This is a genomic window from Neobacillus thermocopriae, from assembly GCF_010975035.1.
Classification (GTDB): domain Bacteria; phylum Bacillota; class Bacilli; order Bacillales; family Cytobacillaceae; genus Neobacillus; species Neobacillus thermocopriae.
On sequence record NZ_JAAIUV010000011.1, the window covers coordinates 13,558 to 35,015 of the forward strand.

Consider the following 21,458-nt stretch of genomic DNA (forward strand, 5'->3'; position numbering starts at 1 on the left):
CTCTCCCTTAGAGAATTTTTATTATTTCAACTTGATGAAAAAGTTCTTCAACTTTTTCCTTTGTACAAAGTTCAAGAGAAAATGCAGTCGCACTTCCAGAAGCAACACTATAACGAAAAGCAGTTTCTTTATTTTTTGTTTTTTCAAAAGCAGCTAAAAAACCTGCAACCATCGAGTCACCAGCACCAACAGAATTCTTTACCTCACCTTTAGGTACCTTTGCCAAACATGTGAAATCTTCACTGATAAACACAGCTCCCTTGTCAGCTAAAGAAACGATGACATTTTGAGCGCCCATTTCAATTAGTCTTTTTCCATAAGGAACGACTTCCTCAGGGATAGAAATATTGGTATCAAATATTTGACCTAGTTCGTGATGATTTGGCTTTATTAGAAAAGGCTGATAAGGAAGCACCTTTTTCAATAATTCGCCTTCCGCATCTACTACGAATAGTGTCCCATTTTCTTTACAAATCTCTACAAGCTCTAAGTATGTTGTTTTAGGTAATGAACCAGGGATACTTCCTGCCAATACTAAAATGTCGTCTGATTTAAGATTCTTGATTTGTTTTTTTAATGCGGTAAAATCCTCTTCAGAAATTCTAGGACCATTGGCATTAATTTCCGTTTCTTGACCCGTTTTTAGTTTGATATTAATACGTGTATCTTCTTTTACTCTAATAAAGCCAGTTAAAATATTTTCATTTTCCAGAAACTGTTTTATATATGTACCAGTAAATCCTCCGACAAACCCAAGTGCCTTACTTGGAATATCCAACTGTTTTAAAACTCTAGATACATTTATCCCTTTTCCACCAGGAAATTTAGCTTCACTTTTGGTTCGATTTAATTTGCCAAGTTGAAAGTGTTCAACCTGAACAATATAATCTACAGATGGATTTATTGTTAATGTATATATCATGCTGTCACAACCTTAATCGTAGTTCTATTCAAATATTGGTTTTCTAATTCATCTGGCAATTCATTCGTAACAATTGTTGCTTCGTGTATATCAGCTATTTTCGCAAATGAAATCTCAGAAAACTTCGTGTTATCGGCTAATACAAATGCCTCTCTCGAAAGACTGATGGCTTTTTGTTTTACCATTGCTTCTTCTTGATCAGGAGTCGTGTAACCAAACTGAGGGTGGATTCCATTCACACCCATGAAGCATTTATCAAATCGATATAGATCTAGGCTTTCAAGAGCGCTTCTACCGATTATGGCATTTGTTTTGGATTTTGCTAATCCTCCAAGGATATAAGTAGTAATTCCTTTACTGATCAATTCAGGTAAATGCATAAAACCGTTTGTAACTACCACAAGATCTTTTAATGGCAAGTACTGTATCATTTCAAATACGGTCGAACCTGCATCCAAATAAATACAATCTCCCTCCTCCACTAAACTTGCCGCATATTTTGCAATCATTCGTTTTTCCTGAAGGTTTTTGGAGGATTTCTCAATCATGCTAAGTTCCTGTAGTTTTCCTTGTAGTCTGGAAGCCCCACCATGAATTCTTTTTAAAAACTTTTGCTCTTCTAATTGAGATAAATCCCTCCGGATTGTAGATTCCGATGAATTCGTCAATTCCATTATTTCCTGAATTTTTACGATTCCTTTTTCCTTTAGCAATTGAAGGATAATTTGATGACGTTCTGGTGTAAGCATGTTATTCCACCTTTAAAACATATTTCTCTACTACATCATACTGAAAACGATTGCAATAAGTCAATCATTTTCTGCTAAAAACATTCAAAACAATGATTGTTTTTGATTGATTGTGATAGGTTTTGTGCTAGTTCTCCCTTCCATCTTTATAAATGTTTTATACATGATGTATAATAAGAACCGATGATACATTGGTAAAGGATGATACGACTTGAAGATTATTGGTCACACTGTTGAAAAGTTGGAAGATCCATTCGGACTGTTAACTGGTGAACGTTACGAATTTTTTCTTGATTTAGAGGTTGATGAAGAGGATGAACTTTACTCTGAAAAGGGTGTAGGTTTAAGAGTATTATTTGGAATTGAAGAAAATCAAGGAAAAATTATTAATTATCACTTTTACGAAAAAGGTAATGATGAAGTTCTTGACTTCGCTTTAGAGGAAGATGAAGAGAACATGGTGCTTAACTATTGTAAAGCAAATGCAATAGAAAAATAAAAAGCAGGGGGAGCCCTGCTTTTTTCATGCTTCTTTTTTTACTCTGGATGCAGCTTTTTTCTTTGTTCGAGTTGCCGCTTTTTTTGGTTTGGTTCTGTCAATCGAGGCTTGAAGAGCTGCCATTAAATCGGTCACATTAGTAGCAGGTTCCTTGGTGGCAGCCGTGACTGTTTCTTGCCCCTGTCGCTTCGATTCAATTAACTCTAACAAAGCTGAACGATATTCATCATGATATTTTTCAGGCTTAAATGTAGTAGTTAATTGATCAATCAATAAAATCGCTGTATCAAGTTCTTTTTTCGTCACTTTATCATCTGATGGAATATTAGGCACATCTTCCGCATTCCGAACTTCGTCTGGAAAATGGATTGTTTCTAAGACCAATGTGTTTTCGTAAACACGAATAACAGCCAGCTGTTCTTTTGAGCGAATAATAATTTTTGCAATTCCTACTTTGCCTGATTCCTGTAACGCCTTGCGTAACAAAGAATAAGCCTTTCCCCCACTTTCATTTGGCGACATGTAATAACTTCTGTCAAAGTAAATTGGATCAATTTCTTCTATTTTCACAAAATCAATAATCTCCACAGCTTTATCTTCGTTTTCTTTCCGCAGTTTTTCCAGTTCTTCATTGTCAAGGACAACGAATTTACCTTTTGTATATTCATATGCCTTTACAATATCTTCGGGCTTTACTTCTTCCTCACAAACAGAACAAATTTTTTCATAACGTATAGGTGCATGACATTTTTTATGCAGAGTTCGAAGCTTAATATCCTTATCCTCTGTTGCCGAATGCAGTTTGATTGGGATGTTGACAAGCCCAAAGCTGATACTGCCTTTCCATATTGTATGCATCGTAAAATCTCCAATCTTTTTTGATTTTATTATGCGTATACCTTTTGATTGAATCCGTAAAAACTATTGGAAAAGATATTTCTTAATGCATACATAATGAAGGAGAAAAATGATGAAACCAATGCTCCCGACACTTACATTCGAACGGCCAGTGAATCCAGATTGGTTATATGAAGTAAAATATGATGGATTTCGAGCTATTCTCTTATGGACGGAAAACAGTATTAAATTAATGAGTCGAAATAAAAAATCACTTTTACCGCAATTCCCTGAAATCAACCAGTTTTTATTAGATTACAAAGAGAAATTCAAACCATACTTACCATTAGTTCTCGATGGTGAGCTTGTTTCCCTAATAAATCCATACAAGGCAAATTTTGCTGCTATTCAAGTACGTGGAAGATTAAAAACTGGGATAAAGGTTAACGAAATGGCAGCCAAATCCCCATGTAGATTATTGGTTTTTGATATACTTACCATTAATGGTAACCCTTTGCATCACCAACCATTGCGAAGCCGAAAAAAACAGCTGTTGCAATTATTTAAAAGTATAGGCCTCGATCTTGAGGTCGATCCATATAATAATCAACTGCTACAGCCGGTTCTAGCTTTCAATGACTTCCACGATTTATGGGAAAAGGTAGTTCTTTACGATGGAGAAGGGATTGTTGCCAAACACAAAAACAGTCTTTGGGAGGAAGGAAAACGTTCACCACAATGGTTAAAATACAAAAATTGGAAATACGTTCGTTGCTTTGTGACTTCATATGATAAAAATAATGGATATTTCTCAGTTAGCGTTTTTAAAGAGGAAGAAATCGTCAACATTGGCCAAGTACTTTTTGGGTTTAAACAAGATGAAAAACAAGCGCTTAGAAACATTATGAAGCAAAACATGGTTAGAGAAGACGAACAATTTATTTTCGTTGAGCCTGCTATTTGTTTGGAAGTCAAATATTTAGAACTTTATGACAACCAGCTTCGTGAGCCTCATTTTGAACGATTTCGGTTTGATTTAACTCCAGCTGACTGTACTTACGATAATTTTATTTATCAACAAAAAAACTTACCTAAAGACTTAGAGATTACTCATCCAGAGAAACCGTTATGGGAAAAACCAAAGATACGAAAGTCTGAATTCATTCACTACATGCGGGAAGTATCTCCATACTTAATGACATTTTTAAAAAATCGTCTACTTACAGTAATTAGGTACCCACATGGGATGTTTGGTGAAGCTTTTTACCAAAAAAACTGTCCCGCGTATGCACCTGACTTTGTAAATACACACCAATCGAATGGGATAAATTATATTGTATGTAATAATCTTAAAACCCTTATTTGGCTTGGAAATCAATTAGCAATTGAATACCACATACCATTCGATACCATTAACAGCACAGGTCCGAGTGAAATTGTCTTTGATTTAGACCCACCATCAATTGATGAGTTTCATTTGGCCATTAAGGCAGCTTTAATGATTAAAAATGTTTTTGACCGTTTAAATTTAATCGGTTTTATTAAAACATCCGGAAATAAAGGATTGCAAATCTATCTCCCTTTACCAGAAGAAAAATTTACATATGACGATACAAGACTGTTTACGAGCTTTATTGCTGAATACTTAGTTTCCCAAGATCCCGATTCCTTTACCATTGAAAGATTGAAAAAGAATCGGGGCAACAAACTGTATATTGATTATGTACAGCATGGTGAAGGAAAAACAGTTATTGCCCCTTATTCCATGCGCGGAAATGAATATGGAGGAATTGCCACACCACTGTATTGGGATGAAGTAGACGAAAAACTGAATCCGAAAACTTTTACGATGCAAAATGTTTTGGAGCGAATAAAAAATCATGGAGACCCTTTTAGAACATATTTTCACACTAAAGCCATTCAACCATTTTCCCAAGTACTAGATGTATTAAAAAAAGGGAAAAAAGAAGGATAAGGGATGTCACCTTATCCTTTTATGGTTTCATTTATGAATTGCTTCGCCTCTACTTGTAATTTCTCATAGGCATCTTGCTCAGTGAACTCATTTTTGGATATCACTGAAAACGACATTTGCTCTAAATCCACTTTTACTGATGCTTCATAGAGATAAGTAGCATTACCAATTAAATCAATATAATATTTCTCGCCATCTTTATGAACCATACATTGGACTCTTCCACCATTATTATAAACATCAATCATTTTTTCAAATTGGTTTATTCCCTGAAGGCATGTAACAAGCGAGGAGGCAGACATGGCTGTTCCACATGCATTGGTAAAGCCTACCCCACGTTCATAGGTTCGTACATAAATAGTATTTGATTGAATAGGCTTTACAAAACTTACATTTACACCATCAGGAAACAAATGATTAGGTCCATTCACTTTTTCACTAATTGTTTGTTGGAAATCACTCATTAAAACTTCCGAGCCCACAATCGAAATTAAATGCGGGTTTGGCACGGCAAGTGCAGTAAACTTTAAATCAGATGATAATTCTTTAATAGTTTCATTATATAACGTCGGTTTATTTAGATTTAAAGGAAGAACTTTTAATTCAAACAAAACAGGAGAAATTTCCACTTGGTAAGTATGGACGTTAGGATAAAGCTCCTCTTGTTTACGAACTTTAAGATCTTTCTTCATTGTTTCAATAATGGCTTCGTTTTTTCCATATAACTCACAAATCGTTCGAGCGACTAGGCGAAGTCCATTACCACACATGGATGCTTCAGAACCATCTGCATTAAAAACCCTCATTCTACCGTCTGCTCGTTCGCTTCTCATAACAAATAGAATCCCATCGGCACCAAGCTCTGTTTCCCTACTACAAAGTAATTGTGCAAGCTTCACCCGATCGCTCTCAGTCAAATGGACTTCATTTATTATTTCATTAATAATCAGAAAATCATTTCCCGATCCATGCCCTTTAATCAAAGTTAACTCCACAAAAAAACCCCCATCATGCTGTATCTGAATTATAATCTATCATACCAAACAATAGGGATATGTGGAACTAATTGATTATCTTTCAACAAAGAATTCATTAATTAAAAATGACATTTGAAGAAGCTTTTCCTGTTTTGAGAGGTTTTCTGAAAACGAGAGAACTGGAGTATTTGCTTCAGGAAAAAACTCGCTCCAATGTAAAGGCATCCATCCTCTCCTCAAGCGAACTGACTGTTCATTATCTCTATTAATAATCCGCTCATCCATAAATGCATTTGAACTTATGAGTTTTCCTACAAATCTCCCCTCAGCATCTAGGATTTCTGAACTTTTTCTTTTTTTCTCATAACTTCCTATAAAGTTATATTCACGATCATATACTTCTATTTTTATTCTATTATTTCGATTAACCTTATAAAAACCAATAATCTTTCCTGTTTGGTTCGTAAAGGTATATTCATTAGGGGCCCCCAAGAAGGGAAAACCCATTCTACGTTTCTTTTGTATCATTCCTGCCATATGACCATTGGGAAAATAAAATTGAAGTTGTGAGGTTCCTACATCTAGGAACATAACCAAAAGGGACGAGCTTTGAAATAATGAAGCATTACACGGATTCCGTTCAGTCTTTTCCATCTTTCTACGGATGATAAACGACTGCTTTATTCGGAGAAGATAGAGATGAAAACTAATAAAACTATAAAAGAAAAACGGGAGAGTGAATAGCATGATTTCATGATTTTTAAAAAATGATAGATTCCCACCAATAATTATCGTTGGTGGAACTAGTGCTACAATACTTTCATTTAACCGGATCGAAGCTATATCACGATAATAGTCACATATTTTCATAAAAAAACTCCTTATCAAATCCTCTTATAGTAGTTTATTTAGATAGGAGTAAAAAAATGATAGGGGATTAAATTTAACATGTAATATAATCCACACGGTTCATTCGACATAGAAAAAAGTGGATTCTGATAAGGACATTTACTAGAATAGTCTTTTATTTCTTATCCTTGTCTATCGATTTCTTTTTCATTACTTTTCTGTCCGTGGTGTAGAAAGGGAAAACTTGTGGAGATACGCGCACCTCACTGCCAAGCAATAGAGTATATAAATGAATAGTCAAATTAAAAGAAAACCGTTTTATTTAGATTTGTTTAGTCACTATGTTCAATTAACGCAATAACTTTTATAGATGAATGAAACTGTGTAATTTTTCAAAATCCTATTCAAGAATGGAATGTGTTTATTTTACATATTCCACAATCGGCCATAAGTTTAATAGCATTTTTCTATTTAGTGCCTTTTCTTTATTCAACAATGATCGATATAGTGAAGTATGTAATTAACAAAAAAAATCACCTATCTATTTTACTAAGTAGAATGGATAGGTGATTTTTATTTTTACTTATTCAACAGCGTTTTCTATATCCGCCTTCAATTTTTTAAACCAATTTAAGTTTACTAAATGGTGGGAACGAGAATTTTCGTTCATGCGACGGAAATAATCAATTTTACCAGGTAATTCTTCACTGTTAGCTAGGTACTGATCGAGAAGAGCAATCTTGGCTTCAGTTTGTTCAATTTGTGATTGAATCAATTCTAATATTTTATTTTTATCGATTTCATTTGCAAATAGTAATGCCCCATAGAATTGTAAATTTACATATTCAGACTTAGTTCCATATTTGGTCATTAATTTATCAAATTCTTCAAGTCCTAGAGATGTGATTTTATAAGTGTTAACTTCGCGATTATTAATGGAACTCATTTGTTGAATTTGTTCAATTAAGCCCTTTTTTTCGAGTTGTTGTAAATTGTAATAAAATGATCCTTTAGTAAAGTTAACAATATATTTATAATGTCGTTTCTCCATCAAATTTAAAAGTTCGTATCCATGAGCGCCAGGATTTTGTATCAGTAAGCCAAGAATAAGTAAGGGAATCAAAGCTGCATCACCTTTGACATTTGTGATTCAAATTCATCATATGTGATTTTACCTAAAGCTAAATTCAACATACTAATATAAATAAGTTCTGTTTTCGAATAATTGGTGTTAACTTTTAGTGATTCATTTTCATTTGGAATAGGCTTTAAAATATGACACTTTTTCGAATACGCTTCGAAGTAACGATAACCAAATTTTCGTTGGGAAACGGCGTTTAAATGAATGCCATCTGGATTGGCTGAAAGTCCTTCGGCAGTTACAAAGTAACAATTATCCTGTTCATAAGCAAAGCGACGTAATTCTTCGTTAATTTTTTGAAATTCAGTTAAATCCTTTCCGAAACCTTTTTTTCCTAGAAAATCACCAAGTCCACCGATAATTAATGGGATATTTTGAAGATTTAATTCTTTACGTAAAGTTTCAATGATAAATAATAACTTCTCATAATACGTTTCATGTAAAGAATTATGACTATCACTTTCACCTTGATGCCAAAGTATGCCACTAATTTCACTCGTTTTAAGAGCAAAGCGTGCTTCTGACAAAGCATGCTGGAATAGAGTCCCTTCTGGATGCCAATCATCTAAAGAACTGCCGCCTTCCGCACAAGGAATTAAACCAATTTCTTCATCTGGGTGGGCTTTCGACCATGCCTCTGCAAATGATGCTGCTAGACTTACACCAGCAACAGGTCGATCATAATTAATCGGCTCTGTCATCATTTGCCACTGTCCATTACGAAGCATTTTTATTTTTTCATTATAAATAGGTTCTACCTCATGTAAGAATCCACGACCTGCCATATTCGACTGTCCTAACATTAAAAAAGATTTTATCATATCATTTTCATTCCTTTATATCCTATTAGTCTAATTAGACTTTAAAAGTATATAGTCTAATTAGACTATTGTCAACTTAATTTCTGTCAGATTTTTTCGGATTTACCACGTTAAGATTACAATTCGATTTTTTCTTATAAACAACCCCCCTAGCAACCCCCATAAAAAGTTATTCTTTATGGGTTTTATCGTCCTTCAATTTAATAGAGATTATGATTTTGAATGTATTTTTTATAGCCAGTGTTAACTTATAAATACTTTTAAAAAGAAAAGCTGACCCCTGATAAGGTATTTTTTAGAACCTTTTGGGTCAGCCTTTATAAGCAAGTCTATTTTCAATTTTCTAGTATCGTTGAGCAAGACTCCCTTGTAAAAAATTTTTTGTTCTCCATTTTTGCTATTAACATCGATCGACACTAAGTACTTCTTTATCTCATTGTATAATTCTTACCCGAAAAAGAACACTTTTGGTTGGAGCATGCTCCGCTAATTGGGAACTTTCACCATGTTCATCTAGCAAAATTTATTCCGTTGCTTTTTGTTCGAGAGATTCTTGTATATCACTAAGGCCCATTTGGAGCAAAAAGTCTTCAAGTTCTTCGTTAGTTAAGGTTTCAAAGCGACCATCATGAAAAAATACTTGGGTTTGGTTAGGATTAATTCTATTGAGGTTAAAACTCATTACCTTTGCTCCTTTCATTAATAATTATTTGCTAGTATCTTCAAAAGGAGCAATTCATATACATGAAATCTAATTGTTCAAAAAATTATCAATTTATATCTAAAAAATACTCATATCCCTTTTTCAATGATGTTTTAATGCCTTTCCTAAAACATCAATCCCCCCTGTCACAGGAATAATACTACCTGTAATGAAATCAGATTTTTCTTCAACTAAAAAAGAGATTACTCTCGCGATATCTTCACCGGTTCCTTGTCTACCAGTACCCGTATTAGTTGTATATTTTTCAGCTACTAAAGCATCTTGAATACTTTTCTCTTTCCAATCATTTGTAATATCACCAGGGCAGATCATGTTTGCTGTAATACCATTTTCAGCTTCTTCAAGTGCAATAGTCCTAGTCAAGGATGCGAGTCCCGTTTTTGCCGCCGCAAAAGCAGACCGAAAAATCCATCCAGGGGATGTTTCCACCCGATCATATCCTAAGGTAATAATTCTCCCCCATTTTTGCTTTCTCATTATAGGTATAACTTGTTTAGATAAGTGGAATGCGGCACTTAAATTACCATGAATTAAATAATTCCATTCATCAGAAGAATACTCTGTCATTTTTTTTCTTTCATGTATATATGGACCTGCATTATGTATTAAAATATCAATAGTTTTAAATACAGACATTGATTTATTTACAATACGAATACAATCCTCTTCTAAAGCTACATCCCCTTGGACAGCCAGGCATTTAGTTCCATAGCAATGTTCAAGATGCTTTGCTAAAGAAATTGCTTCCGCTTCACTATTACGATAATTAATAATTACCTGACAACCCTTTTCAGCAAGTAAAATTGCCGTCTTTTTACCAATTCCGGAAGCTCCTCCTGTAATCAAAGCCGTTCTATTCTTCACAAAAATTCCCTCTCTAAACATTATTTAACCTTAATTATATGTTAAAAATTTTCAATTAGTATTGCAAATAATTTTATCCTTAAGCTAGCTAAAAATCTGGATAAATAATGGAACGATAACGAATGGGTCAAAGAAAGCATAAAATAGATATGAATGAAAGTAGGCATAAGAATTACAGGATGCTGAAAGGATGAAAAAAAGATGTTTCCTTGGAATATGTTTCCTTTTAATAAAAATCTCCGCGACACATTGCAAAAAATGAAACCAGAAGAGATTGAAAAATATGTTCAAGATCTCCTTGAAAAAATGATGCCAAATATGCAAGGAATGATGAATCCTAATGATGTTTTTCAGCAATTCCAGCCTTCGGATTCCCATTCACATTCCTCTGCAAATCGAATAAATGCTTCTACTTATGAAACTCATGATCATGTGTATATAAGGATCCCGATAAATAACCACGACGCATTAAAAAAACTCCGTCTGTATCACACATCCAATCAACTGATTATTGAACATTTTCCCGAATATGGAGAGAAACATACCATTACCCTACCTGCTATTGTCAAAAAAAAAGGAGGCGAAGCCAATCATAAAGATGGAATCCTTGAGATTAAAATCCCCAAAAATATTGATATGCAATACACCGAAATTGACGTTACGGAAAAATGGTAAAAGACAGCTATTACTGCTGTCTTTTTCACTTCATTAATGACCTTCAGTTGATGGATCATGTTCCTCCATATTCATTTCATCCATTGATTCTTTTTCATTGTTGATTTCAGGCTCGCTTGGCTTACCAACAACAAATTCTTTTTTTGGCATATTATGCATATCTCTTGCTGTTACATGGGAAATGATATAATAGGTTCCTTCTTGCGAAAAGGTTTTTTCTAACCTATAAATACCATTTTCTACATGTTTTACTTCAATTTTCGTATGTTTTTCGTCCTTTGCTCTCCAAATTTCAAAAACAACCTCATCCGCATCCGTTACCACTTCTTTTCCTTGTGTAACCTTTGCTTCAAAAACTACAGGTTCATTTGGTTTTGCCTTTTTAGGGTTAACGCTTAAATCTACTTCAATCATTTCTGGAGGATTGTTGGGATGGTCAGCCTGCTTATTGCATGCAGTAGCCGTTAGAATTAATAATAGGACAGTAATCATAAAACTAATTTTTCTCACTGCCATTCACTCCTTATTTATATCCTTAAGTACTTTTAAATGAAGGTCTAATAACAAAAGTTTCGTCTCTTGCGAAAGGACCGACTGGATAATTCTTTTACTCGCTGTAAAATATTTTTCATAAATTCCTTTTCTAACTCTTGGATGAGTGTTTTCATCAAGCAATTCCCTTTTAATTGCCTCCATAAGTATTTCCTTACTCGTATTACCCTCAGCATTTAATTTACGGTTATTCCATATAGATCGGTATTCCTGTAACAATTCATCAAAATTCACATTTTCCAAACTACATACATTCCTTTCTAATAGCCTCACTGCAAGTTTACATATTTCATGACAATATTGCAAAAATAATAATAAAATTGTAATGAAAGGAGAAAGTTATGGCTACCCCTTATAGATGTCCAAACTGTAAAACAAATCGTAGCCGATTTAATTTAATTCAACAGGTATCTCATTCTGTAAAACTTAATCCCCAAACAGGGGAAATTATCAAGGAATATAATGAAAATGAATTAGAACCTTTTCATCAGCCCTATACTGGTCCGGAATATCGCATTCAATGTGCAGCTTGCGGGTTAATTGAAGATGAAAGGACATTTATCAAATTTGGTGAACAGCCATTATAATGTAATTTCAAATAAAAAACACCTTTATAACGGTCAACCGTTAAATAAAGGTGTTTTTCACATTAATTTAAAAGAGTATTTTCTTTCAAAAAATCTTGAGAATCAACTTTCCATGAATCTAATGGTGTAAAACGTACTAAATGAATTTCTCCTTTAAACAGTTCCCTTCCACTATCTTTTAAATACCACTCTATTTCTACCGGTACCTTTAAATTTATTTCGTTTTTTTGGTCTTCGGGAGACATTAATTTCATATTTCTAATATTGACGTTTTCAACTTTATTAAAAATAGGTTTCCAAGACATTTTTTGTAGAGATACCCTTGAAATAATAGCTGGATCTTGTTGTTTCATCCCAGCGATATAAGCATCGATCACATCATTAGGTGTGGCTTTATCTAAGTATTGCTCTAATTTACCTGCAGCTTTTAAGACCATTAATTTATGTGATAGATCCATGTTATTCGTCAGGTGAGTCTTACTCCCGGAAAAATGGATACAAAAATGCCCAGGAAAGTTATTTTTTAATGACCCCCGACCATGAGGCATACCGTGCATCGAAGCGGCAATTTTTTTATTCTTACCTAATACAATTATTGCCCTCCGTCTCCAGCTCCATTTACCACCATATATTTGCTTCATTATTTTTGTATCTTTTATTGTCATAGGCTGAACATCTGCATGACGGCTCCCAGCTCTCCTTTGTACTTTAAACCTTTTCCCTGTTTCTATATCTACAACTGTAAATGTTGAATATTTAGGAAAAAGTTTGTCAACCTTCTTCCAATCAAGCATTTCTCCTGTTTTATCATAGCTAGATGATGCCTGAACACCACTGCCAAATAAAAAAATATATAGTATTAAATTCACAAATAGAATGACTGTCCTTTTCATGAAATTCCCCTTCCATGTAAAGAGCTACATTTAAAAGAGTTGCCTTTAGAACCATTCATCATTCAAACAATGAAGGAAACTGCAAGGAAAATAAATGGAAAATATGGAATTAGAAAAGTAAAACAAATTTAGTTGGCAGTGTATGGCTCTTCTCATTAGCAATTGCTTTATTCATGTAAGACTTGTGCCATAGATGTACTATTCTTTAAGCAAAAAGAGGGCCATGAAAAGTAAAGGCATTTAAATAGGAACCGCTCTTAAGTAAAGCGAGTCACCACAGTAAATCGTTTTAAGCAACGTCAAAGTGGGAAATATTCATTCATACTTAATAAAAAAGCTATCTCTAAAGCATGTATGAATCTGCTTATGAGACAGCTTTTATTAACTATTTCATTTTTTCTTTTAAGACTTCAATGGCCTTATTCAGCTGAGTATCATTGTTGTTGATAAGTTCTCTTATTTTCTCCATTAATTTCAATGTTGTTTCGCCCTTTAAAATGCCGTCAGCGGTAAGCTGATTAGCTGTTTGAAAACTCATCACTGCTTTTTTTGTTTTTTCATCGAAAAATCCATCTTCCCTTCCAGGATCGTAACCGAGGGCCTTTAACATTTTTTGTGCAGTTTGAACCTCAGTAGATGAAGTTGACAATGTAAGCTCTTTTTCTGGGTTGATAATTGGAAGGTTAGCATATTCAGGAAGTGCTACTTCCATATCAGGTTTAATCCCTTTTTTATGAATCCAATTACCGTTTGGTGTTAACCATTTAGCAATCGTATACTTAATATTAGAACCATCGGAGAAATCTGCTGCTGTTTGTACAGTTCCTTTTCCAAATGATTTTTCCCCTACTAGTGGTACACCTGCTGATTCTTTTACAGCAGCTGCAAGAATTTCTGAGGCACTGGCACTACCTTTATCGATTAAAACAACTAAAGGAAATCCAGGATTTCCATCATTTTGTGAAGCAATTTCTTTTACCTTACCATTGCGATCTTGCTCTTTCACAATAATTTTACCTTTTGGAACAAACATGCTGGAAATATTAATTGCTTGGTCTAACAACCCACCAGGATTTTGTCTCAAATCCAATACTAACCCTTGCATTCCTTTACTTTTCAATTCATTTAATTTGTCAGTAAGTTCTTTCGTCGTATTTGTTGAAAAGCTCGTAATTTGAACTTTTGCGATTCGATCGTCTACCATTTCCCCATAAACCGTTTCAATTGGAATCTCATCACGAATAATAGGTACAGTTATAGGAGCATCAGAACCTGGACGTTGTATAGAAAGCTCTACCTTTGTACCTTTTTTTCCGCGAATCATTGTTACGGCTTTTGTAGATGTAACTCCCTGAAGGCTCTTTCCATCCACGGATAGGATAATATCGTTCGGTTTAAGTCCAGCCTTTTCAGCAGGAGAATTTTTTATTGGAGAAACGATCATAATATGTCCATCTTTCTCTTGAATTTCAGCACCAATTCCTTCAAATGAAGAGGAAATCGTACTATGAAAACTTTCCGCCTCATCTTTCGTCATATAATCAGAATATGGGTCATCAAGAGATTCTACCATACCATTTATGGCACCATTAATCAGCTCTTGTTCGTTTATTTTTTTATAATATCCATTCTTTAACGTATCAAATGCCTTATATAATTTCGTAAACTCTTCCCTGTCATTACTTACTGTAACTACCTTTTCTTCTCCAAATGAAAGGGCTACTGTTGTTATACCAGCTGAAATAAAGACAATAAAAAACAACAACATAATAAAATGAAATTTTTTTAATCGAATATAGCCAGATTTGTTTTCAGCAGTTTGTTCTTGTTCTTGCTTTTCTCGTTCCATTTTCTCTTCTTCCAAAGCCTTCACCACTTTCATTCACCAAAAATACATTTGCTTAACAGCAGAAGCATATTTATTTTATTTTAGAAAAAAATGCCCCTAGATTTAAGGATAACATCTTTTTCATTAAATTAACAAAGAATATGTTAAAACCTCTTCCAATTGGAAGAGGTTTGCCCCCTTTAATCTTTAATGGCAGCTTCCAAAGCTACCTCAATCATATCATTAAATGTTAATTGTCTTTCTTCTGCTGTTGTTTCTTCACCAGTTAAAATATGGTCACTTACTGTTAAAATAGACAATGCTTTGCGATTAAATTTTGCTGCCAATGTATAAAGGGCAGAAGTTTCCATTTCAATTGCTAAAATTTGATACTTTGCCCATTTTTCTAATTCAGCATTATCATTATAAAATGAATCAGCCGTAAAGACACTGCCCACTTTCAGATTTAGTCCTTTTTCAATACCTACATCATAAGCATTTTTTAATAACTGAAAGTTAGCAGCTGGGGCATAATCCACATGTCCAAAAGTTAAACGATTGATGTTGGAATCAGTGGAACTAGTCATGGCTAATATGACATCACGAACCTTAACATCTTTTTGAATGGCTCCACATGTACCTACTCGAATTAAATTTTGTACATTGTAACTTTGAATTAGCTCATTCACATAAATAGAAATGGATGGGACGCCCATACCCGTTCCTTGGACAGAAATTCTCTTCCCTTTATATGTACCGGTAAAACCAAACATATTACGTACTTCGTTATAGCAAGTGGCTCCCTCTAAAAAGTTTTCAGCAATGTATTTTGCTCGAAGTGGATCCCCAGGAAGGAGTACTGTTTCAGCTATCTCATTTTCTTTCGCACCAATATGTATACTCATATCATTCAATCCTCCAAAATTTCATAGTACAATTTTAATCTATACCAAAAACACTATATCATAAACGTTTTATAAGGAAAAACAAAAAATGAATATGGCATGAATTCTCTCATTTGTGGGAGACTAAATGTAGACACTATTGTTGTCAAAAGAAGTATGAAACAGGGGGATTTGAGATGGGTAAAAAACATCGCAATCGAATACAAGGTAAGAAAAAAAATAATCATGTTCCTCCAGAAGCCATTATTGCAGAACATAATGCCCATGCCAAGGAAGATAGTGCCGCTGGCGGTAGAAAGCATTAGAAAACCTAAGGATATCCTTAGGTTTTTTCTTGTTTTGATTAAAGCAGTAAAATTCGATTGATTGGAAACCAACCTCCGGGTTGAAGTTGATAATAATATTGCCCCCCTCTTCCTTCATCAATTAATATAATATCCCATGTAGACAAAAATCTGCCTTTATAATCTGCAGGAATTCGATCCGTTACATTAAATTGACTAAAGATTTCCTCTAAGCAATTTTCTCGGCTATTAGCCTCGATTATTGTTCGATATACTTGTTTGTGTCCTTTTCTTTCACGAAATTTCGGAGTTTGAAAGATCGTCACATCATATGGTATACTACTTCGTCTTGTTAACAATTTGATCATCGTACCCCTCCCATTTTTCGATTAAGTCAAATATTAGATATTCATTTTGTCGAATCCTTCGCAGAATTTTTGTTTATTTTGTCGAAAAATCAAAATATTCAATAAAAAACCCGAACTTTTGTAAAACTCAAAATTAGAGTTTACAAGATAGTTCGGGTTTTTCCTTACTTTATAATTACTTCAAACGAAGCCCTTTTAAGAATAACGCTCTATTATATTTTCAATTTGCTTTTGAATAGATGGAATATCAGCATTTGAAACATTAAATCGAACATATGTTTCATCTGTACCTAATGCTTCTGAAAATAGCCCAGCTAAACCTCTCGCACGTCGGTCTACCTGAAGCATAATGTCTAAGCTGCCGTTCCCCGATGGGAAAAATACCACTTCTAACTCATCTAAACGGCCACGAAATGGTCCAGAAAAAGGAACAAACTCAAATTCTTGAACAAATGGTAGGCGACCACGGAATCTTCTAGGTGCTTCTTCACAATCAGCTTCTCTAATCCTAAAACCCAGGTTTTCTACAGCATTAAATACTGCTGCCATTAAAGGATTTGGAACAATCTTTAAGAAGTCCTTGTCGCTAGGATCGACTCCTCCTTTAATATCCAGACCAGTTGACACCCATACTTTTGTTCTGCCAATTGAAAGTGGAGTATCATATGGAAGTTGGAACGAGAACGGAATTTCTTTGCGTTGATTTACACCTATTGTAAATGGTGTTATGAGTTTAATACGTTCGATAACTGCAGTAACTGTATATTTTTTATCATCAGATTCTTTTAAATAGGTGCTATTTAAGGTGAGATAAATTTCATCTACCTTCTGTTCTACCTTACCACCTTTTATTTCAACAACACCTTTTACTGTCTCACCAGGCATATACGTATCTTTTTCCATCTTTGTATCAACTGTTGCTGATCCGATCCCTATACTAGCAAATACCTTGTTAAAAAATGACATATTTTTCCTCCGATTTTTTAATAAAATTTTTCTACCTATGTTCTTTCTCAGAAGCAATTAGCATAAGTACAGACAGTCTGCAACCTTCTTATAATATGATTGGTTTACTTTAATAAAACCTATTTTTCTTTCCTATCATTTATACGAATGTATCAACTATTAAGTTTCGTTTTCTATTACAAATTTCAATTTTTTAAAACAAATTAAAAACCGCTTCGATTATACACAGAAAACACCAAAGATTAAAAAGGCGATTCGAAACTAGGACCTTGGCGCAAGGCATTTCTCAATTATGGTATATATTTTTTTATCTAATAAAAAAGCGAGCATGTGCTGCTCGACTTTCTAGTCCTTTCTAACCAAAAAAGATGGATTTCCTTCCTTATTCATTTTGCATTTCTTCATCTATAATATTTTTTTCAATTAAATATTCAAACGTAATATCAGCGATTTCGTCTAATTCTTCTTCGCTAGGAACGTATCCCCTTTTAACAAGCTCATGAAAGAAAAATTCAGCAATTTCTTCCGTATCAATAAATACTTCCATTTCTTTCAAGTTATCGCCCCCTTTTTACAGAATGTATGAGTTCATTGGCTGTTTCATGCTACATTCTTAGAAACCAACGAACGAAATGGAAAAATGTTTCGGTTGCCCCCATTTTTTAGTTATGTTTCCCATGGACAAGCATAGGATATAATAAAAAATTTTGAGGTGATCTTATGAAAATTTTAAAATGGGATTTCGAGGCATTTATTATGGACGTCAATCAAGAAAATAGCAACTTTCTCCGAATCATTGAGAAAATTCTAGACAATATGTTTCTCCTTATCAAATGGTCTGGGATTCCTTTCCTACTTTATTTGCTGATAGAAATATGCAGATGGTAGCTAAACATGGCTGTTTTTTCCATCGTTACTGACCAGACTTTTTAATTTTTTCAATACTACACGCATGACATGATAATATTCCGGATCTGAAAATAATTCATAAAGAATTCGGTAATCGTTATAAATATCTAATAGATGATCAATTAGTTCATTTTTTTCTTTTTTTCGATTAATCTCCTCATACTCTGCTTTTCTTACCATATTTTGTAACGCGGGGGTTTTCGTAGATTTTTCTTGATCCACTAAGTATAGAAGACCTAGTTTCTGTATAAACGTTTCGGCACTCTCCGCATCTGCTACAAGTGTCATCTCTTCTTCTCCTACTTCCAGCCATTGACCATCATTAATTCTTGACAATTCATATATTACATCTTCCCAAGCATCTTCTTTATATCGCCAAATTTCTGTCCGAAAACCAATCACCTTAAATAAGTCTGCACCATAACCGCTTACTTGAACCAAATCACCGATAAAGAATTTATATTCGATGTCAATATGTTCCTGTTCCATTATTTTCCCATCATACTCTGAAAAAAGCTGTAGTGCTGATTCAATAAAAAGCCCATGGCTCTTATTTACTTCATATAAATAATCTCCGTCCAGCCATTTGACATCGGTAATTCTGCCTACTGTCCCGTAAATAGTAATCACGACTGTATCTCCAATTTGATACTTTGGTTTTTTCCTTTTTGCCATTTCCTCCCCCCCTTTTAAAATAGTCGTAAGTATGATTACAATAGTATATGCGAGATATTTTTTAAAAGCGCATGGCATACATAAAATGAAAAAATCGCCTCCAAAATGAAGACGATTCCATTTCATCAATTAATCTTTTTGTACAAGTACATATTGATTCCAAGCATCATCAAAAACAGACATAGACTCTAAGTAATATCCATTTAACTCTAGATATGATGTGAGCTCATGATAATCAGTTGAATGTTTAGGAAAATCATGGTCTAAATAGGCATGATTAGCAAATTTGCTTATTGGATCGTTTGGAGCTGGGTGCCGATATTTCATCAGGAAATGATAAAAGGATTTACTCATCTTTTGTCGCCTTTCTTCATTATCACTTTTTTGCATTCTTAATCATACTATAGCGAATTGTAAAAGTGACGTCTAGCCTTATGAGTGTATGATTCTCCTTCTCATCTCCTTAGTCTGTAGAAAAATCGAAATAGTTTCGTTTCAATAACCTTGGTTTGTTCATTAATTCCTGAAAAGAGATGACCTTCTCAATGCTTTTGCAATCAATTAAGAAGAGTTGATCCTCAATTTCCTTTACCAATTCTTCCTTTTGATAAACCATCGAACAGTCCGGACATGATATAGATGGTGTTTCCGTTATTTCAATAGCCCTTGTGCCATCTGGAAGTTCCCAATAAACGGAACATGAATGGTTTTTTGCATTTGTATTTCCACACCAATCACAAAGCATGATTCCCCCTCCTTAAGCATTTTTTGACTCAGGCTCTATTCCGATGTCGGAATTGGCATCTCCCTTTTTTTCTTTTTGCATTAAAGCCTGATATTTCTTTTCTTTTAATTCATCCCGTTTCACACGTTTATCTTTTAATGTAGCATGATTTGGATCTTGACTATAAGCAACACGTCGATTGAGGCGTGACAAGCCCTCTGGAATAAGATTAAAGTGCTGATCATTCATGATGCCGGCAATTCCGTTTAATGATTTTTTCTCATCCATATCCGGATAGATTTCTTTAAAATACTCTTCTGCCCTTCCAGGAATGTAATTTTCTGGTTCAGGATAAGAAGTAATTACACCTTCAAAGTTTCTTAGAACAACCTTCTCTGGACTTTGGGAAATTAAATAATTTGGTTGAAGTGCAATTTTTCCACCCCCGCCTGGTGCATCGACGACAAAAGTTGGTACCGCATAACCGCTTGTATGACCACGCAATGCTTCAATAATTTCCAGCCCTTTTGAAACAGGTGCCCTGAAGTGACCGATTCCTTCTGAAAGGTCGCACTGATAAATGTAATATGGCCGAACTCGAATTTTTACTAGGTCATGCATCAGTTTTTTCATAATAGGAACACTGTCATTAATACCTGCAAGAATAACAGACTGGTTTCCAACCGGCACACCTGCATTGGCTAGCATTTCACATGCTCTTTTCGATTCTTCCGTAATTTCAATGGATGTATTGAAATGAGTATTTAACCAAATTGGATGATATTTTTTTAATATATTGCAAAGATTTTCAGTAATTCGCTGCGGAAACACAACCGGTGCCCTTGTACCTATACGGATGATTTCCACATGATCGATTTCACGCAAATTCTTTAAAATATATTCGAGAATATTGTCATTAATTAAAAGACCATCCCCACCTGAAATCAATACATCTCTTACTTGAGGGGTTTGCCTAATATAAGAAATAGCAGCATCGAGTTGTTTTTTCGGTACACCCATACCGATTTGTCCGGAAAAACGTCTTCGTGTGCAATATCGGCAGTACATAGAACACTGATTCGTGACAAGGAAAAGTACTCGGTCCGGATATCGATGAGTTAATCCTGGTACAGGAGAATCTTCATCTTCATATAAAGGGTCTTCCAAATCGTATTTCGTTTTGTTCAATTCTTTTGAGATTGGAACAGATTGCATTCTTATCGGACATCGTGGATCATCAGGATTCATTAAAGAAGCATAATAGGGTGTTATATTTAAGGGGATGGTTTTTGTAGAAATTCTTACCCCTTCTTCTTCATCTGGAGTAAGGTTAATCACCTTTTTTAAGTCATCCAATGTACGAATGGTATTCGTTAATTGCCAAAGCCAGTCATTCCACTGTTCTTCTGTTACATCTTTCCATAATTCAATATCTTTCCAATGCCTTTTCGGTTTATAAACAAACGATTTCATATTTCATTCCTCCCTATCTGGCTTTATTAAGATAATATGCAAGATTCATGCCAATTGCCTGTGAATTGCAGTTTCAAGGATTCTTCTTGCCTTTTGATCCAAACACCAATGAATCAACTTGGTAAAAGCAAGGCGAAGATGCCATGGTCTGCAAAGTCTAAACCCCCCTCCCAATCGACCACTTTGGTTGTACATTGCTTATACGCTCGAGATTCTATCAACTAAAATCAGAGAAACTCGATAAATCAGAGTTAATTTGAC

General features: G+C 34.3%; 26 protein-coding genes. 5 read left to right on the forward strand and 21 right to left on the reverse strand.

Annotated features, from left to right (window positions below; all coding sequences use genetic code 11):
• Positions 1-7: 7 nt before the first annotated feature.
• Both pfkB and G4Z05_RS08490 read right to left on the reverse strand, forming a co-directional pair.
• Positions 8-922: a 1-phosphofructokinase gene (gene pfkB / locus G4Z05_RS08485; protein WP_163251453.1), complete on the reverse strand. Its 915-nt coding sequence runs from the start codon at positions 920-922 to the stop codon at positions 8-10.
• A complete protein-coding gene (locus G4Z05_RS08490; RefSeq protein WP_163251455.1) occupies positions 919-1,671 on the reverse strand; it encodes a DeoR/GlpR family DNA-binding transcription regulator in 753 nt (250 codons plus the stop codon). Before G4Z05_RS08490 ends, pfkB begins: the two co-directional genes overlap by 4 nt.
• Before the next feature lie 211 nt (positions 1,672-1,882).
• On the opposite strand from G4Z05_RS08490, the gene G4Z05_RS08495 reads away from it, so the two are divergent.
• A complete protein-coding gene (locus tag G4Z05_RS08495; RefSeq protein ID WP_163251456.1) occupies positions 1,883-2,170 on the forward strand; it encodes a DUF6509 family protein in 288 nt (95 codons plus the stop codon).
• 24 nt (positions 2,171-2,194) lie between these two features.
• Here G4Z05_RS08495 and ku read toward each other — a convergent pair whose 3' ends face one another.
• Positions 2,195-3,028, reverse strand: a complete 834-nt coding sequence (ku, locus tag G4Z05_RS08500) for a non-homologous end joining protein Ku (RefSeq protein ID WP_163251458.1) — start codon at positions 3,026-3,028, stop codon at positions 2,195-2,197.
• A 112-nt stretch (positions 3,029-3,140) separates the two neighbouring features.
• Here ku and G4Z05_RS08505 point away from each other — a divergent pair, with 112 nt between their 5' ends.
• Entirely contained in the window at positions 3,141-4,982 is a 1,842-nt protein-coding gene (locus tag G4Z05_RS08505) for a DNA ligase D (RefSeq protein WP_163251460.1), read from the forward strand.
• Positions 4,983-4,993: 11 nt separating this feature from the next.
• On the opposite strand, the gene dapF is transcribed toward G4Z05_RS08505, so the two are convergent.
• The 6 genes from dapF to G4Z05_RS08535 form a co-directional block, all read right to left on the reverse strand.
• Positions 4,994-5,977, reverse strand: coding sequence for a diaminopimelate epimerase (gene dapF / locus G4Z05_RS08510; RefSeq protein WP_163251462.1), 984 nt, complete (start codon positions 5,975-5,977; stop codon positions 4,994-4,996).
• 75 nt (positions 5,978-6,052) lie between these two features.
• The gene (locus G4Z05_RS08515) at positions 6,053-6,829 is read right to left on the reverse strand and encodes a hypothetical protein (protein ID WP_163251464.1); all 777 of its coding nucleotides are present in this window, start codon (positions 6,827-6,829) and stop codon (positions 6,053-6,055) included.
• Between the two features lie 562 nt (positions 6,830-7,391).
• Positions 7,392-7,931: a PadR family transcriptional regulator gene (locus G4Z05_RS08520; protein ID WP_163251466.1), complete on the reverse strand. Its 540-nt coding sequence runs from the start codon at positions 7,929-7,931 to the stop codon at positions 7,392-7,394.
• Positions 7,928-8,770, reverse strand: a complete 843-nt coding sequence (locus G4Z05_RS08525) for a sialate O-acetylesterase (protein WP_163251468.1) — start codon at positions 8,768-8,770, stop codon at positions 7,928-7,930. Before G4Z05_RS08525 ends, G4Z05_RS08520 begins: the two co-directional genes overlap by 4 nt.
• A 523-nt stretch (positions 8,771-9,293) precedes the next feature.
• On the reverse strand, positions 9,294-9,452 hold the full coding sequence (locus G4Z05_RS08530; RefSeq protein WP_163251469.1) for a hypothetical protein: 159 nt from the start codon (positions 9,450-9,452) through the stop codon (positions 9,294-9,296).
• Positions 9,453-9,575: 123 nt separating this feature from the next.
• Positions 9,576-10,358 (reverse strand): SDR family oxidoreductase, encoded by a 783-nt coding sequence (locus tag G4Z05_RS08535; RefSeq protein WP_163251471.1) that lies wholly within the window; start codon positions 10,356-10,358, stop codon positions 9,576-9,578.
• A gap of 201 nt (positions 10,359-10,559) precedes the next feature.
• On the opposite strand from G4Z05_RS08535, the gene G4Z05_RS08540 reads away from it, so the two are divergent.
• Positions 10,560-11,033 (forward strand): Hsp20/alpha crystallin family protein, encoded by a 474-nt coding sequence (locus G4Z05_RS08540; protein WP_163251473.1) that lies wholly within the window; start codon positions 10,560-10,562, stop codon positions 11,031-11,033.
• A gap of 33 nt (positions 11,034-11,066) precedes the next feature.
• Here G4Z05_RS08540 and G4Z05_RS08545 read toward each other — a convergent pair whose 3' ends face one another.
• On the reverse strand, positions 11,067-11,549 hold the full coding sequence (locus G4Z05_RS08545; RefSeq protein ID WP_163251475.1) for a FixH family protein: 483 nt from the start codon (positions 11,547-11,549) through the stop codon (positions 11,067-11,069).
• Positions 11,550-11,819 carry a hypothetical protein gene (locus G4Z05_RS08550; RefSeq protein WP_327989771.1) on the reverse strand — a complete coding sequence of 90 codons (270 nt, stop codon included), beginning with the start codon at positions 11,817-11,819 and terminating at the stop codon, positions 11,550-11,552.
• A 107-nt stretch (positions 11,820-11,926) separates the two neighbouring features.
• Here G4Z05_RS08550 and G4Z05_RS08555 point away from each other — a divergent pair, with 107 nt between their 5' ends.
• Positions 11,927-12,172, forward strand: coding sequence for a hypothetical protein (locus tag G4Z05_RS08555; RefSeq protein WP_038535651.1), 246 nt, complete (start codon positions 11,927-11,929; stop codon positions 12,170-12,172).
• Positions 12,173-12,234: 62 nt separating this feature from the next.
• Here G4Z05_RS08555 and G4Z05_RS08560 read toward each other — a convergent pair whose 3' ends face one another.
• The 3 genes from G4Z05_RS08560 to deoD form a co-directional block, all read right to left on the reverse strand.
• On the reverse strand, positions 12,235-13,065 hold the full coding sequence (locus tag G4Z05_RS08560; RefSeq protein WP_163251478.1) for a hypothetical protein: 831 nt from the start codon (positions 13,063-13,065) through the stop codon (positions 12,235-12,237).
• Positions 13,066-13,450: 385 nt separating this feature from the next.
• Positions 13,451-14,914: a lmo1851 family serine protease gene (locus G4Z05_RS08565; RefSeq protein ID WP_163251624.1), complete on the reverse strand. Its 1,464-nt coding sequence runs from the start codon at positions 14,912-14,914 to the stop codon at positions 13,451-13,453.
• 179 nt (positions 14,915-15,093) lie between these two features.
• Positions 15,094-15,798: a purine-nucleoside phosphorylase gene (gene deoD / locus G4Z05_RS08570; protein ID WP_163251480.1), complete on the reverse strand. Its 705-nt coding sequence runs from the start codon at positions 15,796-15,798 to the stop codon at positions 15,094-15,096.
• Positions 15,799-15,974: 176 nt separating this feature from the next.
• Between deoD and G4Z05_RS16620 the strand changes: the two genes are divergently transcribed.
• Positions 15,975-16,103, forward strand: coding sequence for a hypothetical protein (locus G4Z05_RS16620; protein ID WP_268926760.1), 129 nt, complete (start codon positions 15,975-15,977; stop codon positions 16,101-16,103).
• A gap of 38 nt (positions 16,104-16,141) precedes the next feature.
• Here G4Z05_RS16620 and G4Z05_RS08575 read toward each other — a convergent pair whose 3' ends face one another.
• From G4Z05_RS08575 to kamA, 7 genes are all read right to left on the reverse strand, one after another.
• Entirely contained in the window at positions 16,142-16,450 is a 309-nt protein-coding gene (locus tag G4Z05_RS08575) for a YodL domain-containing protein (RefSeq protein WP_163251482.1), read from the reverse strand.
• A 195-nt stretch (positions 16,451-16,645) separates the two neighbouring features.
• Entirely contained in the window at positions 16,646-17,416 is a 771-nt protein-coding gene (locus tag G4Z05_RS08580; protein WP_163251484.1) for a sporulation protein, read from the reverse strand.
• A 382-nt stretch (positions 17,417-17,798) separates the two neighbouring features.
• Positions 17,799-17,972: a YozD family protein gene (locus tag G4Z05_RS08585; RefSeq protein WP_163251486.1), complete on the reverse strand. Its 174-nt coding sequence runs from the start codon at positions 17,970-17,972 to the stop codon at positions 17,799-17,801.
• Between the two features lie 332 nt (positions 17,973-18,304).
• Positions 18,305-19,000, reverse strand: a complete 696-nt coding sequence (locus tag G4Z05_RS08590; protein WP_163251488.1) for a hypothetical protein — start codon at positions 18,998-19,000, stop codon at positions 18,305-18,307.
• 129 nt (positions 19,001-19,129) lie between these two features.
• Entirely contained in the window at positions 19,130-19,354 is a 225-nt protein-coding gene (locus G4Z05_RS08595; protein WP_163251489.1) for a YozE family protein, read from the reverse strand.
• A 109-nt stretch (positions 19,355-19,463) separates the two neighbouring features.
• On the reverse strand, positions 19,464-19,745 hold the full coding sequence (locus tag G4Z05_RS08600) for a YokU family protein (RefSeq protein ID WP_163251491.1): 282 nt from the start codon (positions 19,743-19,745) through the stop codon (positions 19,464-19,466).
• 12 nt (positions 19,746-19,757) lie between these two features.
• Positions 19,758-21,197, reverse strand: a complete 1,440-nt coding sequence (gene kamA / locus G4Z05_RS08605) for a lysine 2,3-aminomutase (protein ID WP_163251493.1) — start codon at positions 21,195-21,197, stop codon at positions 19,758-19,760.
• Positions 21,198-21,458 lie beyond the last annotated feature (261 nt).

Coding starts and splice junctions, on each gene's coding strand:
- pfkB (WP_163251453.1), bottom strand. CDS start 922: ATGATATATACATTAACAATAAATCCATCTGTAGATTATATTGTTCAG.
- G4Z05_RS08490 (WP_163251455.1), bottom strand. CDS start 1,671: ATGCTTACACCAGAACGTCATCAAATTATCCTTCAATTGCTAAAGGAA.
- ku (WP_163251458.1), bottom strand. CDS start 3,028: ATGCATACAATATGGAAAGGCAGTATCAGCTTTGGGCTTGTCAACATC.
- G4Z05_RS08505 (WP_163251460.1), top strand. CDS start 3,141: ATGAAACCAATGCTCCCGACACTTACATTCGAACGGCCAGTGAATCCA.
- G4Z05_RS08515 (WP_163251464.1), bottom strand. CDS start 6,829: ATGAAAATATGTGACTATTATCGTGATATAGCTTCGATCCGGTTAAAT.
- G4Z05_RS08525 (WP_163251468.1), bottom strand. CDS start 8,770: ATGATAAAATCTTTTTTAATGTTAGGACAGTCGAATATGGCAGGTCGT.
- G4Z05_RS08530 (WP_163251469.1), bottom strand. CDS start 9,452: ATGAGTTTTAACCTCAATAGAATTAATCCTAACCAAACCCAAGTATTT.
- G4Z05_RS08540 (WP_163251473.1), top strand. CDS start 10,560: ATGTTTCCTTGGAATATGTTTCCTTTTAATAAAAATCTCCGCGACACA.
- G4Z05_RS08545 (WP_163251475.1), bottom strand. CDS start 11,549: ATGGCAGTGAGAAAAATTAGTTTTATGATTACTGTCCTATTATTAATT.
- G4Z05_RS08555 (WP_038535651.1), top strand. CDS start 11,927: ATGGCTACCCCTTATAGATGTCCAAACTGTAAAACAAATCGTAGCCGA.
- G4Z05_RS08560 (WP_163251478.1), bottom strand. CDS start 13,065: ATGAAAAGGACAGTCATTCTATTTGTGAATTTAATACTATATATTTTT.
- G4Z05_RS08565 (WP_163251624.1), bottom strand. CDS start 14,914: ATGGAACGAGAAAAGCAAGAACAAGAACAAACTGCTGAAAACAAATCT.
- deoD (WP_163251480.1), bottom strand. CDS start 15,798: ATGAGTATACATATTGGTGCGAAAGAAAATGAGATAGCTGAAACAGTA.
- G4Z05_RS16620 (WP_268926760.1), top strand. CDS start 15,975: ATGGGTAAAAAACATCGCAATCGAATACAAGGTAAGAAAAAAAATAAT.
- G4Z05_RS08575 (WP_163251482.1), bottom strand. CDS start 16,450: ATGATCAAATTGTTAACAAGACGAAGTAGTATACCATATGATGTGACG.
- G4Z05_RS08580 (WP_163251484.1), bottom strand. CDS start 17,416: ATGTCATTTTTTAACAAGGTATTTGCTAGTATAGGGATCGGATCAGCA.
- G4Z05_RS08590 (WP_163251488.1), bottom strand. CDS start 19,000: ATGGCAAAAAGGAAAAAACCAAAGTATCAAATTGGAGATACAGTCGTG.
- G4Z05_RS08595 (WP_163251489.1), bottom strand. CDS start 19,354: ATGAGTAAATCCTTTTATCATTTCCTGATGAAATATCGGCACCCAGCT.
- G4Z05_RS08600 (WP_163251491.1), bottom strand. CDS start 19,745: ATGCTTTGTGATTGGTGTGGAAATACAAATGCAAAAAACCATTCATGT.
- kamA (WP_163251493.1), bottom strand. CDS start 21,197: ATGAAATCGTTTGTTTATAAACCGAAAAGGCATTGGAAAGATATTGAA.